Source organism: Shewanella scandinavica (assembly GCF_031932065.1).
Taxonomy (GTDB): domain Bacteria; phylum Pseudomonadota; class Gammaproteobacteria; order Enterobacterales; family Shewanellaceae; genus Shewanella; species Shewanella baltica.
Genome location: NZ_JAUOES010000001.1, coordinates 339,059 through 364,895, shown reverse-complemented (window position 1 = coordinate 364,895; position 25,837 = coordinate 339,059). Strand labels below are relative to the sequence as shown.

General features: G+C 46.1%; 20 protein-coding genes and 1 pseudogene. 9 read left to right on the top strand and 12 right to left on the bottom strand.

What is annotated here, in order from left to right:
- Nucleotides 1-227, bottom strand: a pseudogene (locus Q4Q50_RS01485) (hypothetical protein); the annotation flags it as partial.
- A 642-nt stretch (nt 228-869) separates the two neighbouring features.
- Nucleotides 870-2,228, bottom strand: a complete 1,359-nt coding sequence (locus Q4Q50_RS01480; RefSeq protein ID WP_311898020.1) for a YjiH family protein — start codon at nt 2,226-2,228, stop codon at nt 870-872.
- 694 nt (nt 2,229-2,922) lie between these two features.
- On the opposite strand from Q4Q50_RS01480, the gene Q4Q50_RS01475 reads away from it, so the two are divergent.
- Entirely contained in the window at nt 2,923-3,636 is a 714-nt protein-coding gene (locus tag Q4Q50_RS01475; RefSeq protein ID WP_259522271.1) for a DUF998 domain-containing protein, read from the top strand.
- Between the two features lie 177 nt (nt 3,637-3,813).
- Here Q4Q50_RS01475 and Q4Q50_RS01470 read toward each other — a convergent pair whose 3' ends face one another.
- Both Q4Q50_RS01470 and ubiU read right to left on the bottom strand, forming a co-directional pair.
- On the bottom strand, nt 3,814-4,707 hold the full coding sequence (locus Q4Q50_RS01470; RefSeq protein WP_311898019.1) for a U32 family peptidase: 894 nt from the start codon (nt 4,705-4,707) through the stop codon (nt 3,814-3,816).
- Between the two features lie 40 nt (nt 4,708-4,747).
- On the bottom strand, nt 4,748-5,758 hold the full coding sequence (ubiU, locus tag Q4Q50_RS01465) for a ubiquinone anaerobic biosynthesis protein UbiU (protein ID WP_311898018.1): 1,011 nt from the start codon (nt 5,756-5,758) through the stop codon (nt 4,748-4,750).
- A gap of 137 nt (nt 5,759-5,895) precedes the next feature.
- Between ubiU and ubiT the strand changes: the two genes are divergently transcribed.
- Nucleotides 5,896-6,429, top strand: a complete 534-nt coding sequence (gene ubiT, locus Q4Q50_RS01460) for a ubiquinone anaerobic biosynthesis accessory factor UbiT (protein WP_311898017.1) — start codon at nt 5,896-5,898, stop codon at nt 6,427-6,429.
- Between the two features lie 118 nt (nt 6,430-6,547).
- Here ubiT and Q4Q50_RS01455 read toward each other — a convergent pair whose 3' ends face one another.
- From Q4Q50_RS01455 to trhP, 3 genes are all read right to left on the bottom strand, one after another.
- Nucleotides 6,548-8,437, bottom strand: coding sequence for a S8 family peptidase (locus tag Q4Q50_RS01455; RefSeq protein ID WP_311898016.1), 1,890 nt, complete (start codon nt 8,435-8,437; stop codon nt 6,548-6,550).
- Nucleotides 8,438-8,938: 501 nt separating this feature from the next.
- Nucleotides 8,939-9,190, bottom strand: coding sequence for a YfhL family 4Fe-4S dicluster ferredoxin (locus Q4Q50_RS01450; RefSeq protein ID WP_006082676.1), 252 nt, complete (start codon nt 9,188-9,190; stop codon nt 8,939-8,941).
- A 3-nt stretch (nt 9,191-9,193) separates the two neighbouring features.
- Entirely contained in the window at nt 9,194-10,561 is a 1,368-nt protein-coding gene (gene trhP, locus Q4Q50_RS01445) for a prephenate-dependent tRNA uridine(34) hydroxylase TrhP (RefSeq protein ID WP_311898015.1), read from the bottom strand.
- A 340-nt stretch (nt 10,562-10,901) separates the two neighbouring features.
- On the opposite strand from trhP, the gene Q4Q50_RS01440 reads away from it, so the two are divergent.
- Nucleotides 10,902-11,744 (top strand): HDOD domain-containing protein, encoded by an 843-nt coding sequence (locus Q4Q50_RS01440; protein ID WP_006082674.1) that lies wholly within the window; start codon nt 10,902-10,904, stop codon nt 11,742-11,744.
- 93 nt (nt 11,745-11,837) lie between these two features.
- A complete protein-coding gene (locus tag Q4Q50_RS01435) occupies nt 11,838-13,328 on the top strand; it encodes a putative bifunctional diguanylate cyclase/phosphodiesterase (RefSeq protein WP_311898014.1) in 1,491 nt (496 codons plus the stop codon).
- A 166-nt stretch (nt 13,329-13,494) separates the two neighbouring features.
- Here Q4Q50_RS01435 and Q4Q50_RS01430 read toward each other — a convergent pair whose 3' ends face one another.
- Nucleotides 13,495-13,926 carry a thioesterase family protein gene (locus tag Q4Q50_RS01430; RefSeq protein WP_106651272.1) on the bottom strand — a complete coding sequence of 144 codons (432 nt, stop codon included), beginning with the start codon at nt 13,924-13,926 and terminating at the stop codon, nt 13,495-13,497.
- Between the two features lie 222 nt (nt 13,927-14,148).
- Here Q4Q50_RS01430 and Q4Q50_RS01425 point away from each other — a divergent pair, with 222 nt between their 5' ends.
- The gene (locus tag Q4Q50_RS01425) at nt 14,149-15,129 is read left to right on the top strand and encodes a chemotaxis protein (protein ID WP_106651271.1); all 981 of its coding nucleotides are present in this window, start codon (nt 14,149-14,151) and stop codon (nt 15,127-15,129) included.
- 165 nt (nt 15,130-15,294) lie between these two features.
- On the opposite strand, the gene Q4Q50_RS01420 is transcribed toward Q4Q50_RS01425, so the two are convergent.
- Nucleotides 15,295-16,551: an adenylosuccinate synthase gene (locus Q4Q50_RS01420; RefSeq protein WP_006082670.1), complete on the bottom strand. Its 1,257-nt coding sequence runs from the start codon at nt 16,549-16,551 to the stop codon at nt 15,295-15,297.
- A 140-nt stretch (nt 16,552-16,691) separates the two neighbouring features.
- Here Q4Q50_RS01420 and Q4Q50_RS01415 point away from each other — a divergent pair, with 140 nt between their 5' ends.
- Complete coding sequence (locus Q4Q50_RS01415) at nt 16,692-17,582, top strand: LysR family transcriptional regulator (RefSeq protein ID WP_311898013.1); 891 nt, start codon at nt 16,692-16,694, stop codon at nt 17,580-17,582.
- 28 nt (nt 17,583-17,610) lie between these two features.
- Here Q4Q50_RS01415 and Q4Q50_RS01410 read toward each other — a convergent pair whose 3' ends face one another.
- Nucleotides 17,611-18,435: a substrate-binding periplasmic protein gene (locus Q4Q50_RS01410; RefSeq protein WP_311898011.1), complete on the bottom strand. Its 825-nt coding sequence runs from the start codon at nt 18,433-18,435 to the stop codon at nt 17,611-17,613.
- 341 nt (nt 18,436-18,776) lie between these two features.
- Nucleotides 18,777-19,211, bottom strand: coding sequence for a PACE efflux transporter (locus tag Q4Q50_RS01405; RefSeq protein ID WP_012089847.1), 435 nt, complete (start codon nt 19,209-19,211; stop codon nt 18,777-18,779).
- Between the two features lie 89 nt (nt 19,212-19,300).
- Between Q4Q50_RS01405 and Q4Q50_RS01400 the strand changes: the two genes are divergently transcribed.
- Complete coding sequence (locus tag Q4Q50_RS01400; protein ID WP_006086898.1) at nt 19,301-20,188, top strand: LysR family transcriptional regulator; 888 nt, start codon at nt 19,301-19,303, stop codon at nt 20,186-20,188.
- A gap of 127 nt (nt 20,189-20,315) precedes the next feature.
- Here Q4Q50_RS01400 and Q4Q50_RS01395 read toward each other — a convergent pair whose 3' ends face one another.
- The gene (locus Q4Q50_RS01395; protein ID WP_011847480.1) at nt 20,316-20,939 is read right to left on the bottom strand and encodes a TetR/AcrR family transcriptional regulator; all 624 of its coding nucleotides are present in this window, start codon (nt 20,937-20,939) and stop codon (nt 20,316-20,318) included.
- A gap of 393 nt (nt 20,940-21,332) precedes the next feature.
- On the opposite strand from Q4Q50_RS01395, the gene Q4Q50_RS01390 reads away from it, so the two are divergent.
- Both Q4Q50_RS01390 and Q4Q50_RS01385 read left to right on the top strand, forming a co-directional pair.
- On the top strand, nt 21,333-22,571 hold the full coding sequence (locus Q4Q50_RS01390; RefSeq protein WP_311898007.1) for an efflux RND transporter periplasmic adaptor subunit: 1,239 nt from the start codon (nt 21,333-21,335) through the stop codon (nt 22,569-22,571).
- Nucleotides 22,572-22,584: 13 nt separating this feature from the next.
- A complete protein-coding gene (locus tag Q4Q50_RS01385) occupies nt 22,585-25,743 on the top strand; it encodes an efflux RND transporter permease subunit (RefSeq protein WP_311898006.1) in 3,159 nt (1,052 codons plus the stop codon).
- The last annotated feature ends 94 nt before the right edge of the window (nt 25,744-25,837 follow it).

Genomic DNA, 25,837 nt, shown 5'->3' with positions numbered 1-25,837 from the left:
GAGATCAGAGAGTAGACCTGCATACATTTACTATCTATGTTCTTGTCAAACTCAGGCGCATTTTCTAAGTGCCGAACAGAGACGGAGATCCAATCCATAGCAGAGCAAACGAGGTTAAAAAGATTCTTACCACCTTTATCTTTGTAGATTTGATATACAAAGCTAGAGTTTGAGTTAACTAAGTCTCGAAAGTCATTGATTTTATCGTCACTAACAACTTTTCTCATTCGCTAATTCCCTTTCTAACTCACTGAAAATATTATAAAGAATGACAAAGACAATAGTGATAGCTCTTCAATTCTTCAACTTATTCATTGATTTGAAGTGTAATGATACGCTGAGTTTAGTCACTTAGTTAGATTTGAGCGATGACGACCTCTAGCCATTTGCATTACTAGACATTATCCGAAGACAAATAGAAGAACTGAACCTCTAAGTAGCTTTTGTCCAAAAACGTGCTGTTTATTTCTTTAAAACTTACTGACTACGCCAATGCTAGAAAGGTGAGCCATGGTGATTAGCGAGACGACCGTCCGCCCCATGGACGGGGCGGTCGAGCATCCAAGGACGGACTTGCTGCGTGTCGGTGAGCGAATGCCATGGCTCATCATAAGCCAGCACTTAAAGAATTAAATGACCAAGTTTGATCCTTCAGCAGTCTATCCAGAAATTCTTAAAGTACTTCTGTCCAAAAGTGAGTTGTGTGCTGTCGAGTGGAGATTGTACGATTAAGTCACGCTATATAATCAAATCAGCCAGTTCGTGTATGAGTTAGTGCAAAAAGGGGAGTCAGTTAATCTGACTCCCCTTTTTTGGAACGCTTGTTGGACTTACATTAAAACCTACGTTAGGCCCAAACTAGCGTAATGTTAGAACAATAAATGCGCTACACCCGCGATAACAGGCAGAGTCACTAAGGTGCGTAGAATAAATACCATGAAGAGTTCAACAAAATTGACGGGGATTTTACTGCCGATAAGTAATGCACCCACTTCACTCATGTAGATCAATTGAGTCACAGATAGTGCTGCAATTACAAAGCGGGTCATATCCGATTCAATCGAACTGGCCAGAATCGACGGAATAAACATATCCGCAAAACCCACCACAATCGTTTTAGAGGCTTCAGTGGCTTCTGGAATATGCAGTAATTCGAGTAATGGAATAAACGGCATACCCAGATAGTTAAAGATAGGTGTGTGCTCGGCAATAATCAGCGCTAGCGTACCAATTGCCATTACCACAGGGATAATGCCAAACACCATATCGACAACGTTTTTAACGCCTTCATTCAAAACGGCTTTGATGCCACCGGCACTGGCGGCTTTTTCTAAGGCTTTATCAAAACCCCAAGAGAAAGCGTTGTGACCCGCGGGGATCAGCTCATCATCTGGCATGCGTGGGGTATCGTCTATGTAGTTGTCTTTCTTCCACGATAGCGGTGGCAACTTAGGCACAATCACAGCAGCGGCAAAACCGGCGAGACACACAGTCAAATAGAAGGGCACAAACATGTGCTCTAATTTAACCTGTGAGATCACCACTAGGCTGAAGGTAATCGATACTGCCGAAAACGTGGTGCCGATAACGGCCGCTTCTCTTTGGGTATAAAAACGTGCTTCGTATTGTTTGCTGGTCAGCAAAATACCCACACTGCCATCACCTAACCATGAGGCCATACAATCAATTGCACTGCGACCCGGTAGATTGAACACGGGGCGCATGATTTTGGTTAGCAGTGTGCCAAACAGTTCGAGTAGACCGAAGTTCAGCAGCAGCGGTAACAACATACCCGCAAAGATAAACACCGAGAACAACACGGGCAGTAAGTCGTTTAAGACTAATGCACCTGTGCTTGAGGAGTTAATGGCCTCTGGGCCTAAGCCTAAATAGGTCAGCACGACAAACACCGCACCTATGATCCGCGTGATCAACCATAAAGGACTGACATTTAATAAGGCATTAAGGAAGTGATTCTGGGCCACAAACTTAGGCTTAAATGCTTTTGACAGCGAAGAGGCCAGCGCCGTAGCCACGATAATCATGGTCACTATGAGGGTTAACACGCCGCTCAATGCGCCTTGCAGTGCTTTAGAGATAATCGCGATTGGAATAGTGATCGCATCGTTGTAGCTGATAGGGGTCATAAATAACAACAGACCGATCAGCGAAGGGACGATAAAGGTGAGTACCGTCTTAATGTTTCGATTTTTATTTTCAGTAGCCAATTTTGTACACCTTAAAGTACGAGTCGTACATGGTAAATTTGAATTAATAGCCGCACGTAACACGCTGTTGACGCCAATTAAGGTGCATTTTAATTCAACTCAAAAACGAGAATGGGGAAGATTACTCGCTTAGCTTGTCTATGTAAAACGATTCGCTAGTTAGTTTGATATAAGCAGCAAAACAGCATAGTTATTTTACTTAAGTTATCGGTGATATTAGGTCGATGCTTTCGGGTGGGTACAAGTAAAAACTCATTATAAACATTGTGTTAAGTATTCTTGTTTCTGGTAGGTTAATTCTTTGTATGGTGTTGTAGTTAAAACGATTGAGATGTTGTTTCTGCACGAAAAAACATCAGTAACTTTAGCCTTACAGCCCTATTAGTTGGTTTTTTGTGCGATTTAAGCGGGCTATCGTGATAACACTTTCTACATGGCGTGGGCAAGCACGCTTTAAGAATGCCACGCTTATGTTCAGTCTATTTTGCTGCTTGGCACATTTTTATGCGACAAGCAGTTAAATCAGCTCAGTGAGATGTGTGCTCTACCTCAGCATCCTGATGCTTTAGGTGTTGACTAAATAGTCGCTAATAACGATGAAAGTAAAAATATTATTCATAAAGCGGATACCCGCCGCTTTAAATCTTCTCATTTCCATGTAAGTTAGTATCATTCCTATCCAACTCAAGTATTCATGACGACAAAAGTAGAGAAGATTAAGATTAAAGGCGGCTCGACATTGGCCATTAAGTTTGGTTTTCTGGGGATCTTTGGGCTTCTAATCGGTATTGTGATGACTGTTTTAGGATTCGATGATGTCGAGTCCCATCGCTTTAATTTTTTAAATCATACCCTTAGCGAATTGGGGACTTATGGTCACTCGTCTTTTGCTGTGATCCTTAACGGGGGATTGTTTTTTGGCAGCTTAAGTCTTGTCTTTTATTGTTTGTCTTCGCTACAGCAGGTGATGTCTTTTTGGGGATATCCTTTCTTTATTAGTTTGGCGTGCACTTTTTTAGCCTTAGCGAGCGTGGGATTATTTCCGGTGAACGTGTATCACTTGCACGTTTTAGGGTTGAAATGGTTTTTCTATCTGGGAAGTTTAAGTGCGATTTTCTACTTAGCCTTAGTTTTTTTCGGCAAGTCTCATTTTGGTCGCTGGACTGGGTTATTAGCTCTCATAGTGCTGTGCAGCATGATGACGTTTCTGTATGCGCCACAATTGGATTTAGGTTTGACCGAAGGGGATAGGCCGTTTTATCAGGAGATGGTATTGCAGCTGCCGCGTCCTAGTTTGTGGTGGCCAGCCCTACTGGAATGGATAGGGCTGGGGAGTCTATTGTGCTGGACCACTGTGCTGCTTTTCAGTCAGTTACACTCCAACCAAGAGCGAACCAGCCAAGAGTGAAACCTCACTGGTTAAACTCATTCCTTGAGTTAACTTCGACGTTGGCTTAAATCTAGGTCATGTTTCCCGCTCAGATTCCTCGTTAGATTAAGCTCTGGCTCATGTTCTGGTTTCTAGCTCAGTCTCATGTTCAGACTCAGACTAAGGCTCAGACTAAGGCTCAGGCTCTGAGTCAGGCTAGGGATTGGCATGCACAGCAAGGCCTGCTTCTCCAAACCAATAGCCGTTACACTGGGTTCTCTCTAGGTTCGCGTCGCTGCTAATCGCAAAATGTTGAGCATTTTCAGGCGTGTTAATCGCATCGACCAAGGTATTGGCTGTGGCGATACAGTCAAAACTACTGGGGGATACGCGAAACACATCGACCCCCATCTGCGCCATTGTCGTTATTTCACTGCGTAAATCTAAACAGCTAGCGGATTGAGTTTGGATCCCATTGAGCCTGAGCAAAGGCTGCTGCTCTTGGGTTTGCGCGAGTAGCCCTTTGCTGTATTCACGGCACACTGTTTCACAATGATCTTTGGTGAGCTGTTTGTGCCTAGCGGTAAAGCATCGCGCCGAATGGGCGAGGGGTAAATAGCCGTGGCCGAGCACTTCCACTTCAAATGACGGCTTTTGTTGGATCACTTGGCTAAGCCAAGCCTTTGAAAGTTCCACTGGCATCACAAACCTATGCATCCCAAATCGCTGCAAAATGTCTAAACTGGCGCGATTGTAGTTATTGATACTCGCGCCGCAGACGAAGGGCAGCTTGTGCTCGTTGGCGAGATAGACAGCTGCCATATCGTTCGCTTCGACCATAAATTCGCCGTTATCGACCTGGCGTTTCAGCTCAGTGTATTCCGATGGCGCTTCGATTAACGCCAGCGTTGAAATCACCACTTCTTTACCCGCCTGCTTGAGCATTTGCGCCAGCTCTAGATAATCGCCCCATTTGAGTTCGCGCCTGCGACTGCAAACGGCCTCACCTAAATACACTAAAGGGATTTGACTGGCGGCAACTTGCTGATAAAAATCTGTGACCTGTTGTTTTTGCCAGCAATACAACAGCGGGCCTAGGGAAATATGCATAACTTGTCCTTTGTTAATCTGGCGCTCTGTTCATTAACCTTTATTGCCAATCACGCTCATAGGCGCCAAGTGTGGTGATTTGACCCTCGGAAACTTTTGCAAGGGCTTGTTCCCAATGGGGTTGGTTTGGGCTTGTTGAGTACAGTTCTGGGTTATCTCGATAGGTGTCTATGGCTTGGCGCCAAACTCTCGTAACTTGCTCAACATAGGCAGGGCTGCGTTGGCGGCCTTCGATTTTTAGCGACACTATGCCCGCCTTAGCGAGTTCTGGCAGTAGGCTTAAGGTATTCAAACTGGTTGGTGATTCGAGCAAATACTGCGGCGAATCTTGATCTTCCGTGATGTAACGGCCTTTACATACCACGGGATAACCCATCTGTTCATCGAGGGCTGATTTATCAATCAACACATCGTTGAGCAGGGTTAATCGGTTCTGTCCTTCCTCCTGCCAGCGCACGTGTTTTGCTGGTGAACAAGAGCCGCCCGTGTTGGGCGATTGGCCCGTCACATAGGATGACAGTTGGCAACGACCTTCGGCCATAATGCATAGACTGCCGAAGGCGAACACTTCTAAATCCACTGGGCTGACCTTGGCAAGATCGCGCACTTGTTTCATCGATAACACCCGCGGCAACACGACTCTGGCGATGTTAAAAGCTTCTTTATAAAAGTTCAGCGCGCCCAGATTGGTCGCACTGGCTTGCACCGACAAATGCAGCGGTAAGTGTGGATAGTGTTTATTGGCATAATCGAGCAAAGAAAGATCGGCAACAATCAACGCATCCATTCCCAGTTTTGCAGCTAAATCAATGGCCTGATACCAACGATGCTCTTCACCGGGTTTTGGAAAGGTATTTAAGGTCAAAAAAATTTTCTTGCCGTGCTTTTGCGTCAGCTCAGTGGCTTCTTGCAACTTTGCTGGGGTAAAGTTTAATCCTGCAAACGAGCGCGCGTTGGTGTCGTCTTTTAGTCCTAGATACACAGCGTCGGCTCCGGCATGTAATGCCGACTTTAGCGAGGCCAGATTTCCTGCTGGACACAACAGCTCCATAATGATGCTCCCGATAAAATGATAGCCGCTGAGTGTAGGTAAGATTGAATGGCGATGAATTGATTTAAAACAGGTTTAAGATCATAAAATCCCGATAAACTGGGATATATATGTTTTATTCTTGTAGGGTTTACGCCATGTCCGCTGTTTTTTCCGCAAAAATCGCTCAGCAACTTTTAGAATTCACTCCAAAAGCCATTGGCTTTCCCCTTGCTAAAATGCCCTTTAGCCTCAAAGCGAAAGTGATCAGCCAATTACTTGGGCTGTTACTCGCTGAGCAAGCAGCAGACGATGAACTCGAATTTTTGAGTGATAAATGGGTTGCGATCCGAGTGGATGATTTAAATCTGGCCTTTGAGGTGAGTTTTAATGGCAAGTGGCAAGTCAGAGAATTGACCGACGCGCAGGTGAGCTTTAGTGCCAACTCAGCTGAATTGGTGTTAGTGGCAGCAGCAAAGGAAGATCCCGACACGCTATTCTTCCAGCGTAAGTTGAGTATTGAAGGCGATACAGAATTAGGGCTCGAAGTGAAAAACCTGCTGCTCAGTATCGAATTTGCCAGTATGCCGACCCCAATTCGCCTTAGCGTTGAAAAGCTCGCCGCTGTGATCGAGCGTTTGCAACTCGAAGCAAAACCAACGGTTATTCTCGCTAAGTCTCCAAGTTATTGATCAAGTGATTAATGCTATTTAGCGAGATAGCCTTCTGAATAAACCACTAAAAAGCCCACTCAGTTGTTACCTTAGTGGGCTTGAGTTTGATTCAAAACTCACTGAACCGATTCACTCGCTAGTAGCTTGCGCTCAGTTGAACGCCCGAGTAATTAGCATAACCACGCAACATCACATGGTAAGTTCCCGCTTGAGTCACGGTAATCGAACAGCTTTCATTGTTACCATTTTTATAGGGGCGACAATCATAGCTGGTGGTTGTTGGGACAGTCCCTGCTTTAACATACAGATCCACGTCGCCAGTGCCGCCACTGGTGGCAATATTCAGCTGGCTATTGGCAGGGACGACGATTTTATACAGGGCTTCAGTTGCCGTTGCTCCGCTCAAATTCGTGACAGGTACGCCATTGGTTAAGCAGTTCGCATCGGTACAATTTCCGCCGCCATTAAGGTTGTAGCTGGCGGTAAGCTGGGCGTTAGCATAATTGTTATAGCCTTGGACCATCACATACCAACGACCCGCCGCAGGTGCGGTAAAATTACAGCTCTCATTGTTACCATTTTGATATGGGCGGCATTGATAGCTGGTCGTCGTCGGTTTTTGTCCTTGGCTGACATAAATATCCGCATCGCCAGAGCCCCCCGCGAGGTTGATGCCTAAACTGGCCGCATTTGCGGGGACATCAATGTAGTAATAAGTTGCTGAACCTGTGGCTCCACTGATCGCGATACCCAGATTATTTTGCAGCGGAGTTTCGTCAACGGGGCAATTATTACCACAGCCACCATCATCGCTTGCAAGTGAAAACAGTAACTTATTCGGTGAACCTGTCTTAGCATCTGTGACTTTGCCCGAAGTGGCGCGCGTTGCGAGTAAGTTAGTCACCTGTGCGGGTGAGAGGTTAGGATTTTCATCTAAGTATAATGCTGCGACGCCTGCCACATGGGGGGAAGCCATTGAGGTGCCACTAATGGTATTGGTCGCCGAATTTGAGGTATACCAAGAGGAAGTGATGCTCGAACCGGGCGCATAAATATCTAAACAAGTCCCGTAGTTAGAAAAACTCGAGCGGGAATCGTTACTGGTGGTTGAGCCGACAGTGATGGCATCTGCCGCGCGGGCTGGAGAGTAGTTACAGGCGTTACTATTATCATTGCCGGCCGCTACGACGAAGGTGATCCCCGCCGCTACGGCGGCATTGACGGCATCATCTGTGGCTTGGGAGGCGCCGCCCCCTAAACTCATGTTCGCGACCGCTGGGCCAGAAGCATTGTTTTTCACCCAGTTTATCCCAGCAATCACGCCAGAGTTACTGCCAGAACCCGAACAGTTGAGCACTCTGACACCCACCACATTGACGTTTTTCGCGACACCGTAGGTTGAGCCGCCAATCGTACCCGCCACATGGGTACCATGACCGTTACAGTCAGTCGCATCGTAGTCATTATCGATAAAGTCATAGCCACTGCTTGCGCGGCCGCCAAACTCATTGTGTGTATTTAGCACCCCAGTATCGATAACAAAGGCGGTCACACCTGATCCATCGTAATCCGTGTGATAGTTGTTATCCAATGGCAAGTTGCGTTGATCGATTCTGTCTATGCCCCAGGTCGGACTCGGTTGGTCCGCATTGGCTTCCATCATGGGCGTTAGTGACATCACTTGATCTTGTTCTATGTATTTCACCTTAGGATCGCTACGCAAGGCTTTAATCTGTTGGGGGCTTGCATTGATGAGTACGCCATTGAGGGCGCTGCCAAAGCTTCTCATCACTCTGACATCATATTGATTCACTAAACTCTCGGCTTGCTGAGTAGCAAAGTCAGATATGGCATTGTTATTACTGAGATTAAGAACACTTGGGGTATTGAATACAACGATGTAAGTATCTTTGATGGCTTTAGATTGCGGCACATTGACCATAGTCGCTTGGTATTCATTAGCGTTAACAGGGAAGTAAGCAAGTCCAGTTGCGACCGCGACTGCTATTAAATGTTTCTTATGCATGTTGAACTCCATTTTCTTTTTATGTCTCCACTGACTTCGAGACATAATCCAATGTAGAAGGTATTTTCAACCTGCCCAGTTTAATGCTTAAGGCTTAGCTCATTCATAAAATTAAAATGTAACACTTGATTTACAATTGAGGCGTGAATGAGTTTGTACAGGAATAATGATTGAGCCGTACAAATAAGCGTCAAAATAATAACTCCCAATCCATTAAAGTGACAAAGCTTGCAAAAATGTTGATTTATCAAGCGACATTATGTCTTTAATGATAAATGATGAAGAAGGGATAAATACCGTCAGTCAGTTTTTTGGCTGGCAGTTCTAAACCAGTGTCAGTCTAAAGTAGTGTTTTTATGAAGCTGTAATTAAATGCTCGGATTTATGCGCTTAAATGGTTTTGCATACTGTTTATATGCCAGTGTTGTGAACGCTTTAGGCGGGTATGAGGGCGGATTTGACCGAGAGGTTAGATTACCACTCGGTCTTGTGGCTAAGTGATTAAGCTTTTTGCGTTAGCACGGCAAATTTCACTAACAGCTCGTCGTTGGATTCGACGCGGTTTGGATCTGGGTCGATGCAATCAATAGGGCAGACAGACACGCAAGTGGGTTTGTCGTAATGCCCCACGCATTCGGTGCAGCGGTCGGGATCGATCTCATAGATCTCTTCGCCCATAGTGATGGCCTGATTAGGACACTCAGGCTCACACATGTCGCAGTTGATGCAGCTATCGTCGATCAGTAATGCCATACCTTAACCTAGTTCATGTGGGTTGCGCGTATCCTGACCTTGGGGCAGGTTACGCAGCAAAATACCGTGGCTCAAATCGACCTCTTTCGGCACGGGCAGATACACAGTGTGCCCCGAACCTAAGCCCGCTTCAACCGCTTCTGACTTGCGATTCTCGAGTTGTTCGATCGTTAGACTGATATTACCCTGCGGCGTCATCAGCTCGACACTGTCGCCAACGGAAAACTTGTTCTTCACTTCGATTTCTGCCAATCCCGCCAGGTTGCGTTTGCCCGTCAGTTCACCCACAAATTGTTGGGTGTCACTGACAGAGTAGCCATAGTCATAATTTTGATATTCATCATGCACATGACGACGCAAAAAGCCTTCGGTATAACCACGGTGGGCGAGTCCCTCTAATTGATTCATTAGGCTGCGGTCGAAATTTTTACCCGATGACGCATCTTCAATCGCGCGGCGATACAACTGTGCGGTGCGGGCAACATAATAAAAAGACTTAGTGCGGCCTTCAATTTTAAGTGAGTCTATGCCCATTTTTGTTAGGCGCTCAACGTGTTGAATCGCACGTAAGTCCTTAGAGTTCATGATATAAGTACCATGCTCATCTTCAAAGGCTGGCATGTATTCGCCGGGACGATTGGCTTCCTGCAGTAGGAATATTTGATCTGTAGGTGCACCTGCACCTAAAGTCGTCGGCGTTTCGATTTGCACTGCATTAGGCATGGCAATGATGTCGCCGCTGTCGTTTTGCTGCGCTTCGTGTACATCGTATTTCCAGCGACAAGCATTGGTGCAGGTGCCTTGGTTTGGATCGCGTTTATTGATATAACCCGAAAGCAAACAACGGCCTGAATACGCCATACACAGGGCGCCATGCACAAAGACTTCGAGTTCGATATCGGGGCAGCGTTGACGAATTTCTTCGATTTCATCTAAGGATAGTTCGCGCGACAGGATCACGCGCTTGATCCCTTGGGTTTGCCAAAACTTGACCGAGGCCCAGTTGATGGCATTGGCCTGTACGGATAAATGCACTACCTGATCGGGAAAGGCTTCACGCACCATCATGATTAAACCCGGATCGGACATGATCAGCGCGTCTGGCTTCATCGCCACTACGGGTTCCATGTCCTTGATATAGGTTTTTAGCTTGGCATTGTGGGGTGCTATGTTGCTCACAACATAGAGTTTTTTACCCAACGCATGGGCTTCTTGTATGCCTGTGGCAAGGTTTTCCATTTTGAAGTCATTGTTACGTACCCTTAGGCTATATCTCGGCTGACCGGCATACACAGCATCTGCGCCATAGGCAAAGGCGTAGCGCATGTTCTTCAGGGTTCCAGCTGGAGACAGCAACTCAGGTTTAAACATAATCACTCTCAAATTGGTTAATTAATCGATGAATAAATGGCGCGGTGCGCGGGGGCGGGATTTTACACAATGAAAGTAGGGTTATGCAAATTGCCTTCACTAACTTTAGTGGTACTTCACATTTTGCGAATATAGGGCGTTTAGCGTGAGCGAGCAGCGAGGAACATTTCAGCTCTGGTGATGATTACTGTAGAAGATTAAAGCCGATAATTAAGCCAAAATTGATAACGCAATCATACAATTTATTAACGTCCGTTGCTTTTTTCTACGTATCTAATGACGGTCAGCTGATATACTCCAACTATCCAATGTTCATGTTTACAGATTGATGGGAGCTAAGATGTCTACCGAACATCTACTGTTAGTCAGTTTATTAAAAAAACTAAAAGATGATGCTTTAGTGCTACCGACGTTGCCTGAAGTGGCGATGCGGGTGCAAGAAGTGGTCGGACGCTCCGATGCGAGCCTTAAACAAGTGGCTGAAGTGATCGGCCAAGATGCGGCGATTTCTGCCCGTATCATTAAGGTGGCCAATAGCGCCTTATACAGCCGAGGCGTACCCGCTGAAAGCATTAACAGTGCGGTTTCTCGCATTGGTTTAATTCAAATTAAAAGCATCGCAACTTCGGTGGCGATGGAGCAATTATTCATTTCCACCAATGAAATGGTGTGGGAAGTGATGGATGAAGTGTGGCGCACCTCAATCGATGTGACCGCAGCCGCCTGTGCCATGTTGCAGATGTATAATAAACGCCATTCAACCAGTCGATTAAATTTTGATACCTTAACCTTAGCCGGACTCGTACATAACATTGGCGCTTTACCTGTGTTGACCGAAGCTGAGGCGCAGCCGCATTTATTTACGAGCATTGATCAATTACGCGCGCTCGTTCGTAAAATGCAGGGGCCATTAGGTCGTGCTGTGTTAAAGAGTTGGGATTTTTCTACCGAAGTGATGGAAGTGGTTGAGCGCTGGGCCGATTTACCTTATCTGCCCGATCACGTCACCTATCTCGACTTTATCCGTGCAGCGGCCTTCTATACCGGTGAATTACGTGCAGGCACTGAGTTAGAACAACGTCTTGGTGTGTTTGTCGCCCGCGGTTTACCCGTGACAACCGATGATTTAGCCAGTGATGAGTTTATGGAAAAATTCCATTCAATTAGAGAAAGTTACCAATAATCGTTAGGCCTAAATGGAACTCAAATGGCACGTGAACACTGAATTGCAGTGCCATTTGATAATAAGCTTACGCGGTAAAGCAGAGGCCAAGGTATGTTCGAAATCGGGTTAGTCGTTGCTTCGCTCATTTTATTGATATTTTCATTGTATATATTGCAGGCAAAATATAGGTCGCTACGGTCACAGCAAAAGTTTTTAGCACAACTTTGTACCCAATTAGAACAACAAAAGATTGAGCGCCAAGCTTTAGACATTGGCATTGTTCCCCAAGAGTTTGCACCTCTGTACCATACCTTAGATGAGTTATTGAAGGCCTTACCCGCAAGTGTGGGTAAGGATAAATTGACCGGGCTGGTGAATCGCGTTGGCTTGAAACGTGCGCTGGCCTCTATGATGCCGCTGACTCAAGGGACGCTAGTGCTGATTGATATTTATCGATTTCGCTATGTAAATGATCTTTTTGGGTTTGTATTTGGCGATATCTTGCTAAAGCAATTTGCAGAACGGTTAAACAGCTTAAGTTTATCTCCAAGATTAATCGCACGGCTCAATGGCGATGAGTTCTGCCTATATTACGAGCAAGCGTTGACTGAAGAGCAACTCATTCATTTAAGAGGCCGTTTGCAGGTGCCTTTTAGCATTAAGAACACGCCTGTCAGCGTTAAACTTCAAATCGGTTGTGTGCATTTACATGAACACCACGCCGACACGAGCCAGATGTTACGTCGCGTCGATTTGGCGCTGAAGAAAGCCCGCCACTCTCGTAGCGCGATTGCTTACTATGCCGAGAATGATGATATTCAACAGTTAAGAGAACTGAGAATTATCGATAGCTTGCCCAAAGGTTTACAACGCAATCAAGTGTATATGGTGTATCAAGCGAAACAGGATATTGCGACGGGACGGTGTTTTCAGGTTGAAGCCTTGATGCGCTGGGAGCACGACGAGCTTGGGGTTATTTCTCCTGGCGAGTTTATCCCCTTAGCCGAATATGCTGGCATGATTGATTTAGTGAGCCAATGGGCACTCGACCAAGTGTTAGCGCAGCAGGCAAAATGGCGCGCTGCAGGGATACAATTGTGCGTTGCAGTCAACCTATCAACACGGGATCTTGACAGTGAAACCTTGCCCCAAGAAATTGCGGCGAGATTGGCGCATTACAAACTTCCGCCCGAATCCTTAATGATTGAAATTACGGAAAGTACCTTAATGGCGGATTTAACTAAGGCGGTCGAAACCTTAGATAAAATTCGTGCGTTAGGGGTTAGGCTCGCAATTGATGATTTTGGTACCGGTCATTCTTCATTGGCTTATTTGAAGCATCTACCCGTTAATGAAGTCAAAATCGATAAAGCCTTTTTAAAGGATCTTGAGCAGGATAAACCGTCGGAATATATCCTCGAAGCCAGTATTAATATTGCTAAAAAATTAGGTTATGAAGTCACAGTCGAAGGGATCGAAACCCTTGAGATTAGAGATAGGCTGGTCGCTATGGGCGTCGATACCCTACAAGGTATGTATTACGCTAAACCTATGCGTGCCGCCGAACTTGAAATGAATTGGGCTAAGCTGCATCACATTTAAATCAGCCATTCATTAAACCAACTCTGAGTAATGTTAGACCCAGTAAATCCGACATCAATTAACGTTAGGACCAATTAACGTTAGGGCAGCTTTAATGAGTCGTTGCTCGCCCCATTCCTATGGGGCTCTAACGATCTTCATTATCGCTTTAGTCAAATCGCCCGTATTAGTTTTGCACCTTTGAGGCAAAACCTTGGCTTAAAACGGCGATTAACTCCGCTGGCATAGGCGCTAATTGGCGAGCTTGATTCATACATACCATTTCAATGGTGGCGGTGACGGCAGGCTTTTTACCTTGTGGACGCCAAATCTCCTGCTGCCACACAGTGCGGTACTTGCTTTCGAAGTAAAACTGAGTGCGCACATCGATAATATCGGCAAACTCCACCCCTTCATGGCACAGCATATCGCTACGATACACAGCGAAACCCAGCTGGTTTTGTTGCCACAAGGCACTTAAACGCTCCGCACCAATTACATGCTCACGGGCACGCTCGAAGTATTTCAAAAAGTTGGGGTGATACACCACGCCAGAAAAATCAGTATCTTCATAGTAGATTTGCACTGGAAAGGAAAAGGTCGGGCTAAATTGCGGCATGGGGTTAAGGTTATTCTAGGGAGTATTATGGCGCATTAGTTTAGCGGCTTATCTCTTTAAACAAAAGTAAGCCCGTGATCAATCTGTGATTAACTCATATTCAAGAAATATCACGCTAATCAGGCAGTAAAATCGCACTATCGTGCCTAACTCATTAATCCCTTCCTATACTGATAGCTGGAATACCTTTCTTATGTTGATTTGCTAGGTTGAGAGCTTCATATGAGCGAAATAAAAAAATCAGAAATATTGACCGAAAGTGGCACAAATGAACTCGAGATTATTGAGTTTCATCTGCATAAGATTCTCCCTAACGGCGGCCATAAAGTCTGTCATTACGGGATCAATGTCGCCAAAGTGCGGGAAGTGATTCGGGTGCCAGAAACCTCCGACTATCCCAATGCACAACCGCATATGGTGGGGGTGTTCTCTTTGCGAGAAAAGCTGATCCCTTTAGTCGATCTTGCCGGTTGGCTTGGCATATCGACACCGGAGGATTTAACCCATAAGGTCGTTATCGTCACTGATTTTAATAAGATGATTAATGGCTTCTTAATCGATAGTGTTCGTAGTATTCATCGGGTGTCGTGGGAGCAAGTTGAATCGCCGAGTCAATTTTTAGAAGCGGGTGAAAATGATTGTGTCGTTGCCGTGGTTCGCCGTGATGGCATGCTGATTATGATATTGGATTTTGAGAAAATCATTGCCGATATCAATCCCGAGCTGAGTATGGATAAGTACGATGTCACCCTCGATAGGAGCGTGCTGATCAATGATAAAATGCTGGCGAAACGTGAAGCGAAAACCATTTTGGTCGTCGATGACTCCGCTTTTATTCGCAAAATGATTGAAAATACGCTCCGCAGTGCAGGTTATAACATTATTACAGCTAAAGATGGTGGTGATGCGCTTGAAATGCTAATGGAATTTGAGAGTCTGGCTGAACAAGATAATGCTTCTATTTCAGACTTTGTCAGTGCTGTAATCACGGACGTTGAAATGCCTCGCATGGATGGCATGCATCTGGTTAAACGCTTAAGAGAATCCAAGGCATATCAACACATGCCGATTGTGATGTTTTCTTCCCTAATGAGCGAGGATAACCGTATAAAGGCAATAGCATTGGGGGCGAATGACACTATTACTAAACCCGAAATTGGCCGTATGGTCGGTATGATAGATAAATACGTATTTGAAGAGTAATGCCATTTCATTACGCTGCGATATTTGAATATCAGATACTTAGTACTAGAAATGCCAATCGCAGCTACCAAGGTCTTGAGAGATTCTTCAATGACAAACGATATAAAAGTAAAAAGCCATATTCACCGAAGCGAATATGGCTTTTTTGTAGGGTAAACTTCGCGACTAGCGGATGATCATTTGATCGCGCTCAGGTCCAACAGAAACCATGCTAACGCGCACACCCATTAGGGCTTCAATACGTTCAACATAGTGTTGCGCGGCCACTGGCAGGCTCTCAAAAGTGCGACAACCGGTAATATCTTCGCTCCAGCTTGGCATTTGCTCATACACTGGGCTCAACGCGGCAGTTTGTGGCCAAATTGGGTTCTCAGTGTGCTCACCTTCATAGGCAACACAGATTTTCAGATCTTTCATGCCTGATAGGCAATCAATCTTAGTCAGGGCAATTTCAGTTGCCGCTTGCAGCTCAACACCATTACGGGTGGCAACAGCGTCAAAGTAACCCATGTCACGTGGACGGCCTGTGGTTGCACCAAACTCGTTGGCGTTTTCACGGAACGCGTCTTGCTCTTCCATTGCCGTCACTAACGTGCCTGTACCTACTGATGAGCTAAAGGCTTTCGCTACCGCAATTACGCGCTCTGGGCGTAGCGCAGGTAAACCACTACCGATACCTGCGTAAGCCGCAGTCACGTTTGATGAGGTGGTGTAAGGGTATTCGCCGTACACTAAGTCACGGCCAGCACCTAATTGCGCTTCAAACAGTAAGCTTGCATCTTGTTTTTGTAATGCTTTTAATGGCTCAGTCACATTACAAATAAATGGACGCCATGGCGCAGTCACTTCTAACAACCATGCGGTCATTTCTGCGGCGGTTTGATTAAAATCGCAGCTTGGATAAAGTGCCTTTAATTGTGGCATTTTCCAGTCGAGCATAAATTGAATACGTTCTTGCAGCACTTCAGGTTGGTTTAACCAACCGACTAAAATGCCTTTTTTCATCACGCGATCACCATAGGCAGGTGCAATCCCTTGACGGGTTGAACCATAGGCTAAATCGCCAAGACGTTGTTCTTCTAAGGTATCTTCTAAGGCATGCAAAGGTAAGCACAGGGTCGCACGGTCAGAAATGCATAACTTGACGTCAACACCGGTCGCTTGTACTTCAGCAATTTCTATGCTGAGCTTTTCAGGGCTGATCACCATGCCAGGGCCTAATACTGCAATGCAGTTAGGGTTGAAAATGCCACTTGGTAATTGGTGTAATTTAAAGGTGCCATAGTCGTTGACTACGGTATGTCCGGCGTTGTTACCGCCTTGAAAGCGAATACTGGCAGCGGCATCCGCGGCTAAATAATCTACGATGCGGCCTTTGCCTTCATCACCCCAATTTGCACCCACAACCACGATCGACGGCATAACAACATCTCCACATTGATTAAGACGCTATGCTAGACCCGTCATTTGAATAAGAGAAATTAATTATGGTTATCATCTCAATAAGGATTTCATATATCATTGGCTATAATTAACGCTAATACATAGCAAAAGGAGGTTTTATGCTCGATATCCATTGGTTAAAGACCTTTGTGACTTTGGCTGAACATAAGCATTTTGGCAAAGCGGCCACGGCGCTGCACATGACACAGCCCAATGTTAGCTTGCATATTAAGCAGTTAGAGCAAAGCACTCGAGTCAAGCTGATTGACCGCAATCCTTTTCGATTAACGCAAGCGGGATTTCGCCTGTTAGAGAGCAGTCAGAAGACGTTAATGGAGCTACAAATTTGTCAGGCGGATCTCAATGCGATTAATGACCTTAGCCAAGGCACCTTGACCATTGCCGCCAGCGATATTATCTCGCGGTTATTATTGATCCAGCCGTTTCAGCTCTTTAAGGCGGAGTTTCCGGGAATAGATTTCTCTCTGCTCAACACTACCTCATCACAAGCCTCTGAATTGGTGAAAAATGCCGAGGCCGATTTAGGGTTTGTGATTGCGCAGAAGGAAAGTCAGCCACTGCATTTTACTGAGCTACAACAGATTAAATGGTGTGCAATCGGAGATAATTTACAGCAATGGCAGCAGGCAAAACCCTCTGTGGATACGCCCTTAGCCGAGCAACCGACGTTGATTTTATTAGGACACGATACGCGAACCCGCGAATTGCTCGATCCCGCATTGCCGTCGCTGAACTTATCGAATTACAGAATAATGGAAGTCGGCAGTGTTGACGCGCAAATCGATTGGGCTGAGGCGGGATTTGGTGTGGCTATCGTACCGGAATTTTCGGTTTACACTAAGGCGAATCTCACCACTAAAGTCACTCCTCTACCGCAATTCCCTACAACGAGTTTAGGTTATATTGTGCGCCAGAATCAGATCCTGTCGAAGGCTATTAAGCAACTGTTATATTGGGTGAATCAAGAGATCATTCGCTCGCAGCGGTAATCTATCATTCGCTTGTAGCGATAGTTGATTAGTCAGCGACTAAGAGCAGTTTGTTGTATTGGTCTGTGGCTTTTAGCTGTGATAAGCCAGCGTCGAGTTGGCTTGCTAAGGTTTGTGCTTGTGGATTTCCTTTCGAGAAGGCCAAAAAAATATCGCTGCTGTGGTTAGCAAATGCAGGAATAATCTCATCATCTACCCCCATTTTTTTCAGGTTTTCCTTGGCGACTAAGTCGAACATCAAGGCGGCATCTATGCGACCAATCAATAATAAATTGATGAGCTGTTGTTGGTTGGCGACGGTGACGATATTGAGCTGTTGCTGTTTAACTAATTTGGGAAACTCATCGCCATATTCATAGCTTTTAATCACGCCGATAACGGTGCCTTTAGGTAGCGCCCATTTATTGTCTGCCAGAATAGGTTTTTGTTTCTTTTGATAAAAAGATGCCGTGGCGATAAATAATGGGGTGTTTCCAAAGATGAAGCGTTGCTCAGTACTGTTCTCGCGGGTGACGTTAAACACCCCATCAACTGCACCTTTTTCCGCCATCATTAAGGCGCGGGAGTAGGGTACAACTAAGCTATTCACTTCAATATGCGACTGTTTAAAGGCGGCTTGGATTAAACGATGGGAAATACCTTGACCAAACTGATTGGCGAAAGGTGGCCAACTGTCTTCTGCAGCTAAGGTTATGGCTTGAGGTTGCGATTCTGCTGGTATTGCATTGCTTTCTTTAGCGAGTGCCATGTTACAAATAATGGATACGAGCAATAAAACGATGCTAAGTATCAATGCTGACGGCAAATTTAATGCCTGCTGCATCCTGAGCTTCATTCTGTTCCCTGCGCGCATTTTGCTGCCATCTCCCCGCTTAATATATGGCTTTTATAGCATAAAGAATTATATCTAGACTAATGATTTGAATATTAATTATTGATAGCGAGTACTTTTGTGATGTTTATAGGATATTTCAACAACCTCAGTTCGCTGTGTGCGGGTCTATTACTTTCGTTTACTGTGTTTACCATATTTAAGTGGGATTTTGCGCTGGGCAACGAATGAACAGGCTTAGCATTTTTGCTAAGTAGAAGAAATTGAAATGGATAGGTTTCAAAACTGCCATCAAACGAACCGCTAAAGTGCTTAGTGAGGTTCGTTTGATGGTGTGTTGTGTTGTGTTGATGTTAGCTGGGCTATTTGATCTTAGTGGCTTGCATCGTAAACCAAGTCTTATAGGGCTGATACTTGTCATAGCACCAATGGAATAGCGTGCTATAGAAGAAGAAAAAGATTAAAAAAACCGCTTCTAAGCCCATGGCTGCCAACCAGCCTATCTGTAAAAACCAAGCGATGGTCGGTATGCTAATGAAAATAAGTCCCCCTTCAAATCCAAAGGTATGCAGTATTCGGGTTTTTAAAGTGCGTTGCTCTCGATTTGCCCCAAATACTCTGTCGAATCCTAGGTTGTAGAAGTAGTTCCACACCACGGTATAAAGACTCAAAGCGATACCGACTATGACAAGCTCACTGGTTCCCTTGCCTGATATGAGGGCAGAAACCGGGATTATAATCGCGAGTGCAATCGCTTCAAAGAGTAAGGCGTTAAAGATACGTTCTGTCGTTTTCATGGCTAATCCCATTCATTCAATGTGACTATGGCCATATTTTTATCTAGTATAGGGATAAGTAATAGTTAGATAGTATCGGTAAAAGCGATATGTTTAGTCTCGAACAACTCGAAGCCTTTATGGAAACCGTAGAATCGGGTTCATTTTCGAATGCCGCAAGGCAACTTAAGAAAGCACAGTCCGTGATTAGCCAGCATGTGATGAATCTTGAAATTGACTGTGGGGTCGAGTTATTTGACCGTTCGGGTCGTTACCCAGTATTAACGGCTGAAGGCAGTAAATTATTGCCCTACGCAAGAGCGACGATTCTTCAACATAGAAGGCTTAAACATACCGCCTTATCGCTTTTTAGTCGTCAATCTTCAGAAGTGTGCCTTGCGATGGATGAAGGCATTCCTATACAGAGAATATCGGAAATTATTCAGTTGTTAGAAAGTGATTTCCCTAATATCGAACTCGAGTTTCTCAGTGCCTCAAGTATAGACATTATCGACATGGTGCATTCGGGAAGAGCATCTACAGGACTGATTTTTAGCGAATTATCTATGCCAAGTAGTATAGATTTTGAGAGTATTGGTGTGATTGAATTCGATCTGTATGTGGCGAGTTCGCATCCCTTAGCGAAATCAGTTGCACCGAACATGGACTCATTGCGACTGTATCGACAATTATGCATCCGCTCACGTAATACTAAAACCAGCAGTTTTCAGCAGGCGTTCAGTCCTGATGTTTGGTATGCCGATAACTATTACGTGTTATTGGAGCTCGCATTACAGGGCCATGGTTGGTGTCTGTTACCAGAGCACATGGCATCCAGCTCAGTTTTATCGGGCAACTTGACTCGGGTCCCTATAGAGTTTGAGCAGATAGGCTGGTATGCAAACGTCGATGTGATCCAGCATCAAGATAAAAGCAGCTTGCCATTATTGAAACGACTCAGGCAACTGTTTAGAGAACTCTTGGTTGTGCAGAAGTAAATGGTTGGACAGAAATAAATGGTTGGACGGAAATAAAGCAAAGCATAAATAAAACCCCAGTTAAGTGAGGACTCAACTGGGGTTTATTGTTTGTGCGCATTAGGATTTGTGCATTAGAGTTTATGGGTCAGGACTCATCATTGCGCGGAAAGTTAGCGAGCACTAGCTCGGCGACTTTGCGTAATTCATTCGGGCAAATCCCACTGGTCGCTTGTACGGCCATGCCTTGCAATACTGTGCCGACATAACGGGCAAGCAGTAACGGCTCGGCATCTGCTGGCAAATCCCCTTCATCTTTGGCGCGTTGCAATCTTTCGCACAGGGCGATTTCACCGTCGCGGCGACGATTAATCAAAGTGTCTTTAATCGCTTGCCCTGCTTCACTGCAGGTTAATGCCCCTTGAACAATCAAACATCCCTGCGGATGGCTTTTATCCACCAAAGAGCTCGCGGCCCCGAGCAGCATTGACTCGACCACTAGATAGGCGGTTTTCTGCTCCAGCGCGGGATAGAAAAACGCACAGGGGCGTTGTTCATATAATTCTATCGCTTTGAGAAATAACTGTTCTTTATTGCCGAAGGCGGCATAAAGGCTTGGCTTATTAATGCCCATAGCTTGGGTCAAATCGGTTAACGATGTACCTTCAAAACCTTTGCGCCAGAAGACCTCTAAGGCTTTGGCTAATGCATCGTCAGTGTCGAAGGCACGTGGGCGACCTACACAGGGCGTCTGGGTGACGGTTGACATCATTAGGCTCCTCAATTCTCAATTGCCCCTAGGATAGACATGGGTTTAGTCCGTGTCCAGCCACACTTGCTGACTGATGACCGACTAAGGGGATTTGTCTACTTAGTCATCCAAGGTGTCACCTAAGTTCAGCATTCAATCCGTGTCAGTCAGCGTTCGCCTCAATATTCAAAAAAATGCTTTGAAGATCAAATTAGTGGCTTTCCGCCTAAGGGCGCATTGCAAAGTAAAGATCAGTGCGCGCCTTTAATTTAATACCAATCGGTACATAAATTTGTTGACAGAGTCATTTTACGCTATATATTACCGTCCAGTACAGAATATTTTTTACCAGTCGGTATTTAAATGTGTGTGGTTCGAACAGCGTGACATGCCCGCCACTTTGAGGATAGTAATATGAAGAGCAATAAACCCTTACGAATAATGATGTTAACGGCTGTGGCCGCTTTCGTTCTGTCAGCTTGTGGTGAGCAAACAGCGCAGCAGGGACCAGCACCAAGTGCGCCTATGGTGGATGTAGCCCAAGTATTGCATGAGCGAGTGACCGAATGGGATGAGTTTACCGGCCGTTTACAGGCGCCAGAAAGTGTCACCCTTATCCCGCGTGTATCTGGATATATCGACTCAGTGAATTTTAAAGAAGGCGCCTTAGTGAAAAAAGGCGACGTGTTATTCCGCATCGACCCGAGCGTATTTGAAGTGGAAGTGGCCCGGTTAAAAGCAGATCTTGCTAGCGCACTCTCTGCTGAGCAACTGGCCACAAATGACTTTGAACGAGCCCATAAACTGTTTGACCAAAAAGCGGTGTCTGCCGAGTTACTCGATACCCGTGAGTCAAACAAACGCCAGACCGCGGCTGCAGTGGCCTCGGTGAAAGCGGCCCTGATGCGCGCCGAGCTTGATTTAGCTTATACCCAAGTGCAAGCACCAATTGATGGCCGCGTGTCCTACGCGAATGTCACCGCGGGCAATTATGTCACCGCAGGGCAGAGTGTGCTGACCAGCTTAGTCTCTACCGCCAGCATGTATGCCTATTTCGATGTGGATGAGCAAACCTATCTTAAATACGTGAAATTAACGGCCGAGAAGAAACGTAACGATCCCCGCGCTGGCGACAACCCTGTGTACATGGCTTTAGCTAATGAACGTGATTATCAACATATCGGTATGGTCGACTTTGTGGATAATGCGATGGATAAGCAAACCGGCACCATTCGCGTGAGAGCTTCTTTTGACAATGAAGACAATAGCTTATTGCCTGGCTTGTTTGCTCGCCTTCGCACTGCAGGTAGTGGCGCTTATGAAGGTATCTTGATTGACGATAAAGCCGTTGGCACAGATCTGAATAATAAGTTTGTGTTAGTGGTGGGCGCCGATGGTTTAGTTGAATATCGCGGCGTGACCTTAGGCGAGAAAGTCCAAGGACTGCGCATCGTGACCCAAGGTTTGAAGGCCGAAGACAAGATTGTAGTCAACGGTATGCAGCGTGTGCGGCCTAAGATGCAAATTGATCCGCACATGGTTGAAATGGTTGATAGCGACAAGCTTGAAGCATTACGCCAAGCCCAGTTATTGCTCGATAAAAACCAAGATACTTTGACGGCGCAAGCGGTCGAAACGGCTAGCCGCGGTTAAGGAATAGAACACCATGTTGTCGCAGTTTTTCATTAAAAGACCGATATTTGCAGCCGTACTCTCACTGCTGTTCTTTATCACAGGGGCGATTGCCGTTTGGCAACTGCCGATCACTGAATACCCTGAAGTTGTGCCGCCCACAGTCGTAGTTACCGCTAACTACCCAGGCGCTAACCCTAAAGTGATTGCCGAAACCGTGGCTTCGCCACTGGAGCAGGAAATCAACGGCGTCGAAGACATGTTGTACATGTCATCCCAAGCGACGTCCGATGGACGCATGACCTTGACCATCACCTTTGCCATTGGCACAGATGTAGACAGGGCGCAAACCCAAGTGCAGAGCCGAGTCGATCGCGCTATGCCGCGTCTGCCGCAGGAAGTGCAACGCTTAGGCATAGTCACCGAAAAGTCATCGCCAGACTTGACCATGGTGGTGCATTTGCTGTCACCGGATAACCGTTATGACATGTTGTATTTGTCTAACTATGCGGCGCTGAACGTTAAAGATGAGCTCGCACGGATTAAAGGTGTGGGCGCGGTACGCTTGTTTGGCGCTGGGGAATACAGCCTGCGTATTTGGCTCGACCCGAATAAAGTTTCTGCTCTGGGTTTATCACCTGCGGACATTATTGCTGCCGTGCGTGAGCAAAACCAACAGGCGGCAGCGGGCAGTTTAGGCGCTCAGCCAAGTGGTAGTGCTGACTTCCAACTCTTGATTAACGTGAAAGGCCGTTTAACTGAACTGTCTGAATTTGAAGATATCATCATCAAAGTCGGTCAAAACGGTGAAGTGAATCGTTTGAAGGATGTGGCTCGTATCGAGCTGGGTGCGACGAGTTATGCGCTGCGCTCTTTACTCGATAATAAGGATGCGGTCGCTATTCCTGTATTCCAAGCATCGGGCTCTAATGCGATTCAGATTTCCGACGATGTACGCGCCAAAATGGCAGAGCTGTCTAAAGGATTCCCTGAAGGACTCGAATACGAAATCGTATACGATCCAACCGTCTTCGTGCGTGGCTCGATTGAGGCTGTGGTAAAAACCTTGCTCGAAGCCGTGTTGTTGGTGGTGTTAGTGGTAGTGCTGTTTTTGCAAACCTGGCGCGCTTCAATTATTCCGCTGGTTGCTGTGCCTGTATCGTTAGTTGGTACCTTTGCCTTTATGCATTTGCTCGGCTTCTCACTTAACGCCCTGTCGCTGTTTGGACTCGTGCTCGCCATCGGGATTGTGGTGGACGATGCAATTGTGGTGGTCGAAAACGTCGAGCGTAATATTGCCGCTGGTTTAAGCCCAGTTGCGGCAACGCAAAAGGCGATGAAAGAAGTGACAGGCCCGATTGTGGCAACCACCTTAGTGCTTGCGGCGGTGTTTATTCCGACGGCGTTTATGAGTGGCTTAACTGGGCAGTTTTATAAACAGTTTGCCTTGACTATTACAATCTCGACTTTTATCTCGGCGATTAACTCACTGACTTTGAGCCCAGCGTTATCGGCGTTATTACTCAAGAGCCATGATGCGCCAAAGGATGGTTTAACTCGTCTAATGGACAAGTTGTTCGGTGCTTGGTTGTTCACGCCTTTTAACCGCTTATTTAGCCGAGCATCCGATGGCTATGGTTGGTTAGTGCGTAAAGTGATCCGTTTTGGCGGCATTATCGGCCTAGTGTATTTAGGCATGGTAGCGCTAACGGGCGTGCAATTTGCTCATACACCAACGGGTTATGTACCGGGTCAAGATAAACAGTATTTAGTGGCGTTTGCTCAGTTGCCCGATGCGGCATCCCTCGAACGTACCGATACCGTGATCAAAAAGATGTCTGAGATTGCCCTTAATCACCCTGGTGTGGCGCACTCGATTGCCTTCCCTGGCCTTAGCATCAACGGTTTTACTAATAGTCCTAACTCAGGCGTGGTGTTTGTCGCGCTTGATGATTTTGAATTGCGTAAGAGTCCAGAGCTGTCGGCGAATGCCATTGCTGGGCAATTGAATAAAGAGTTTGCTGGTATTCAAGACGCATTTATTGCCATCTTCCCGCCGCCACCTGTGCAAGGCCTCGGCACTATAGGAGGGTTCCGTCTGCAAATTCAAGACAGAGCCAACCTTGGTTATGAGGCCTTGTATCAGGTGACCCAACAAGTGATGTACAAGGCGTGGGCCGATCCTCAGTTAGCCGGAATTTTCTCTAGCTATCAGGTGAACGTGCCACAACTTGAACTAGATATTGATCGAACTAAAGCGAAACAGCAGGCAGTGTCGCTCGATCAAATCTTCCAGACATTACAAACCTATATGGGCTCGACCTATGTCAACGATTTCAATCGTTTCGGTCGAACCTATCAGGTGAACATGCAAGCCGATGAGGCGTTCCGTCAAAGCCCGCAGCAAATAAGTCAGCTGAAGGTGCCGAATCTGAATGGTGACATGATCCCGCTAGGGTCGTTCATCAACGTCAGCCAAAGCTCAGGCCCAGACAGAGTGATGCACTATAACGGCTTTACGACCGCTGAAATCAACGGTGGCCCAGCAGCTGGTGTGAGTACCGGCCAAGCGCAGGCAGCGATTGAGAAAATCCTCGCCGAGACGCTCCCAAATGGTATGACCTACGAGTGGACTGAGTTGACCTATCAGCAAATCTTAGCAGGCAATACGGGCTTGTTAGTCTTCCCGCTGGTGATCTTGCTGGTGTTCATGGTGCTCGCAGCCCAGTACGAGAGCTTAAGCTTGCCATTGGCGATTATCTTAATCATTCCAATGACCTTGCTCTCAGCCCTCAGTGGAGTGTTAATTTACGGTGGTGACAACAATATCTTCACCCAAATTGGCCTGATAGTGCTGGTGGGACTCGCGACTAAGAACGCGATTCTGATTGTGGAATTTGCCAAAGAAAAACAAGACCATGGTATGGAAGTCATGGAGTCGATTCTCGAGGCGGCGCGCTTACGTTTACGCCCCATCTTGATGACCTCTATCGCCTTTATCATGGGGGTGGTACCCATGGTGTTTTCAACAGGCGCGGGCGCCGAGATGCGTCAAGCCATGGGCGTGGCAGTATTCGCCGGTATGATTGGTGTGACAGTGTTCGGCCTTATCCTAACGCCTTTGTTCTACTACGCACTGGCAAAACGAGGCAGTAAAAAAGTCGAAGAGCATAAAGAGCTAACCATCAGTTAAGTTGGTTTCTCGCAATGGACTAATGCATAGAAAAGGCCTACATCATGTAGGCCTTTTGTTTGATCTCGGCGAAAATCAATAGTGTTGACTATAG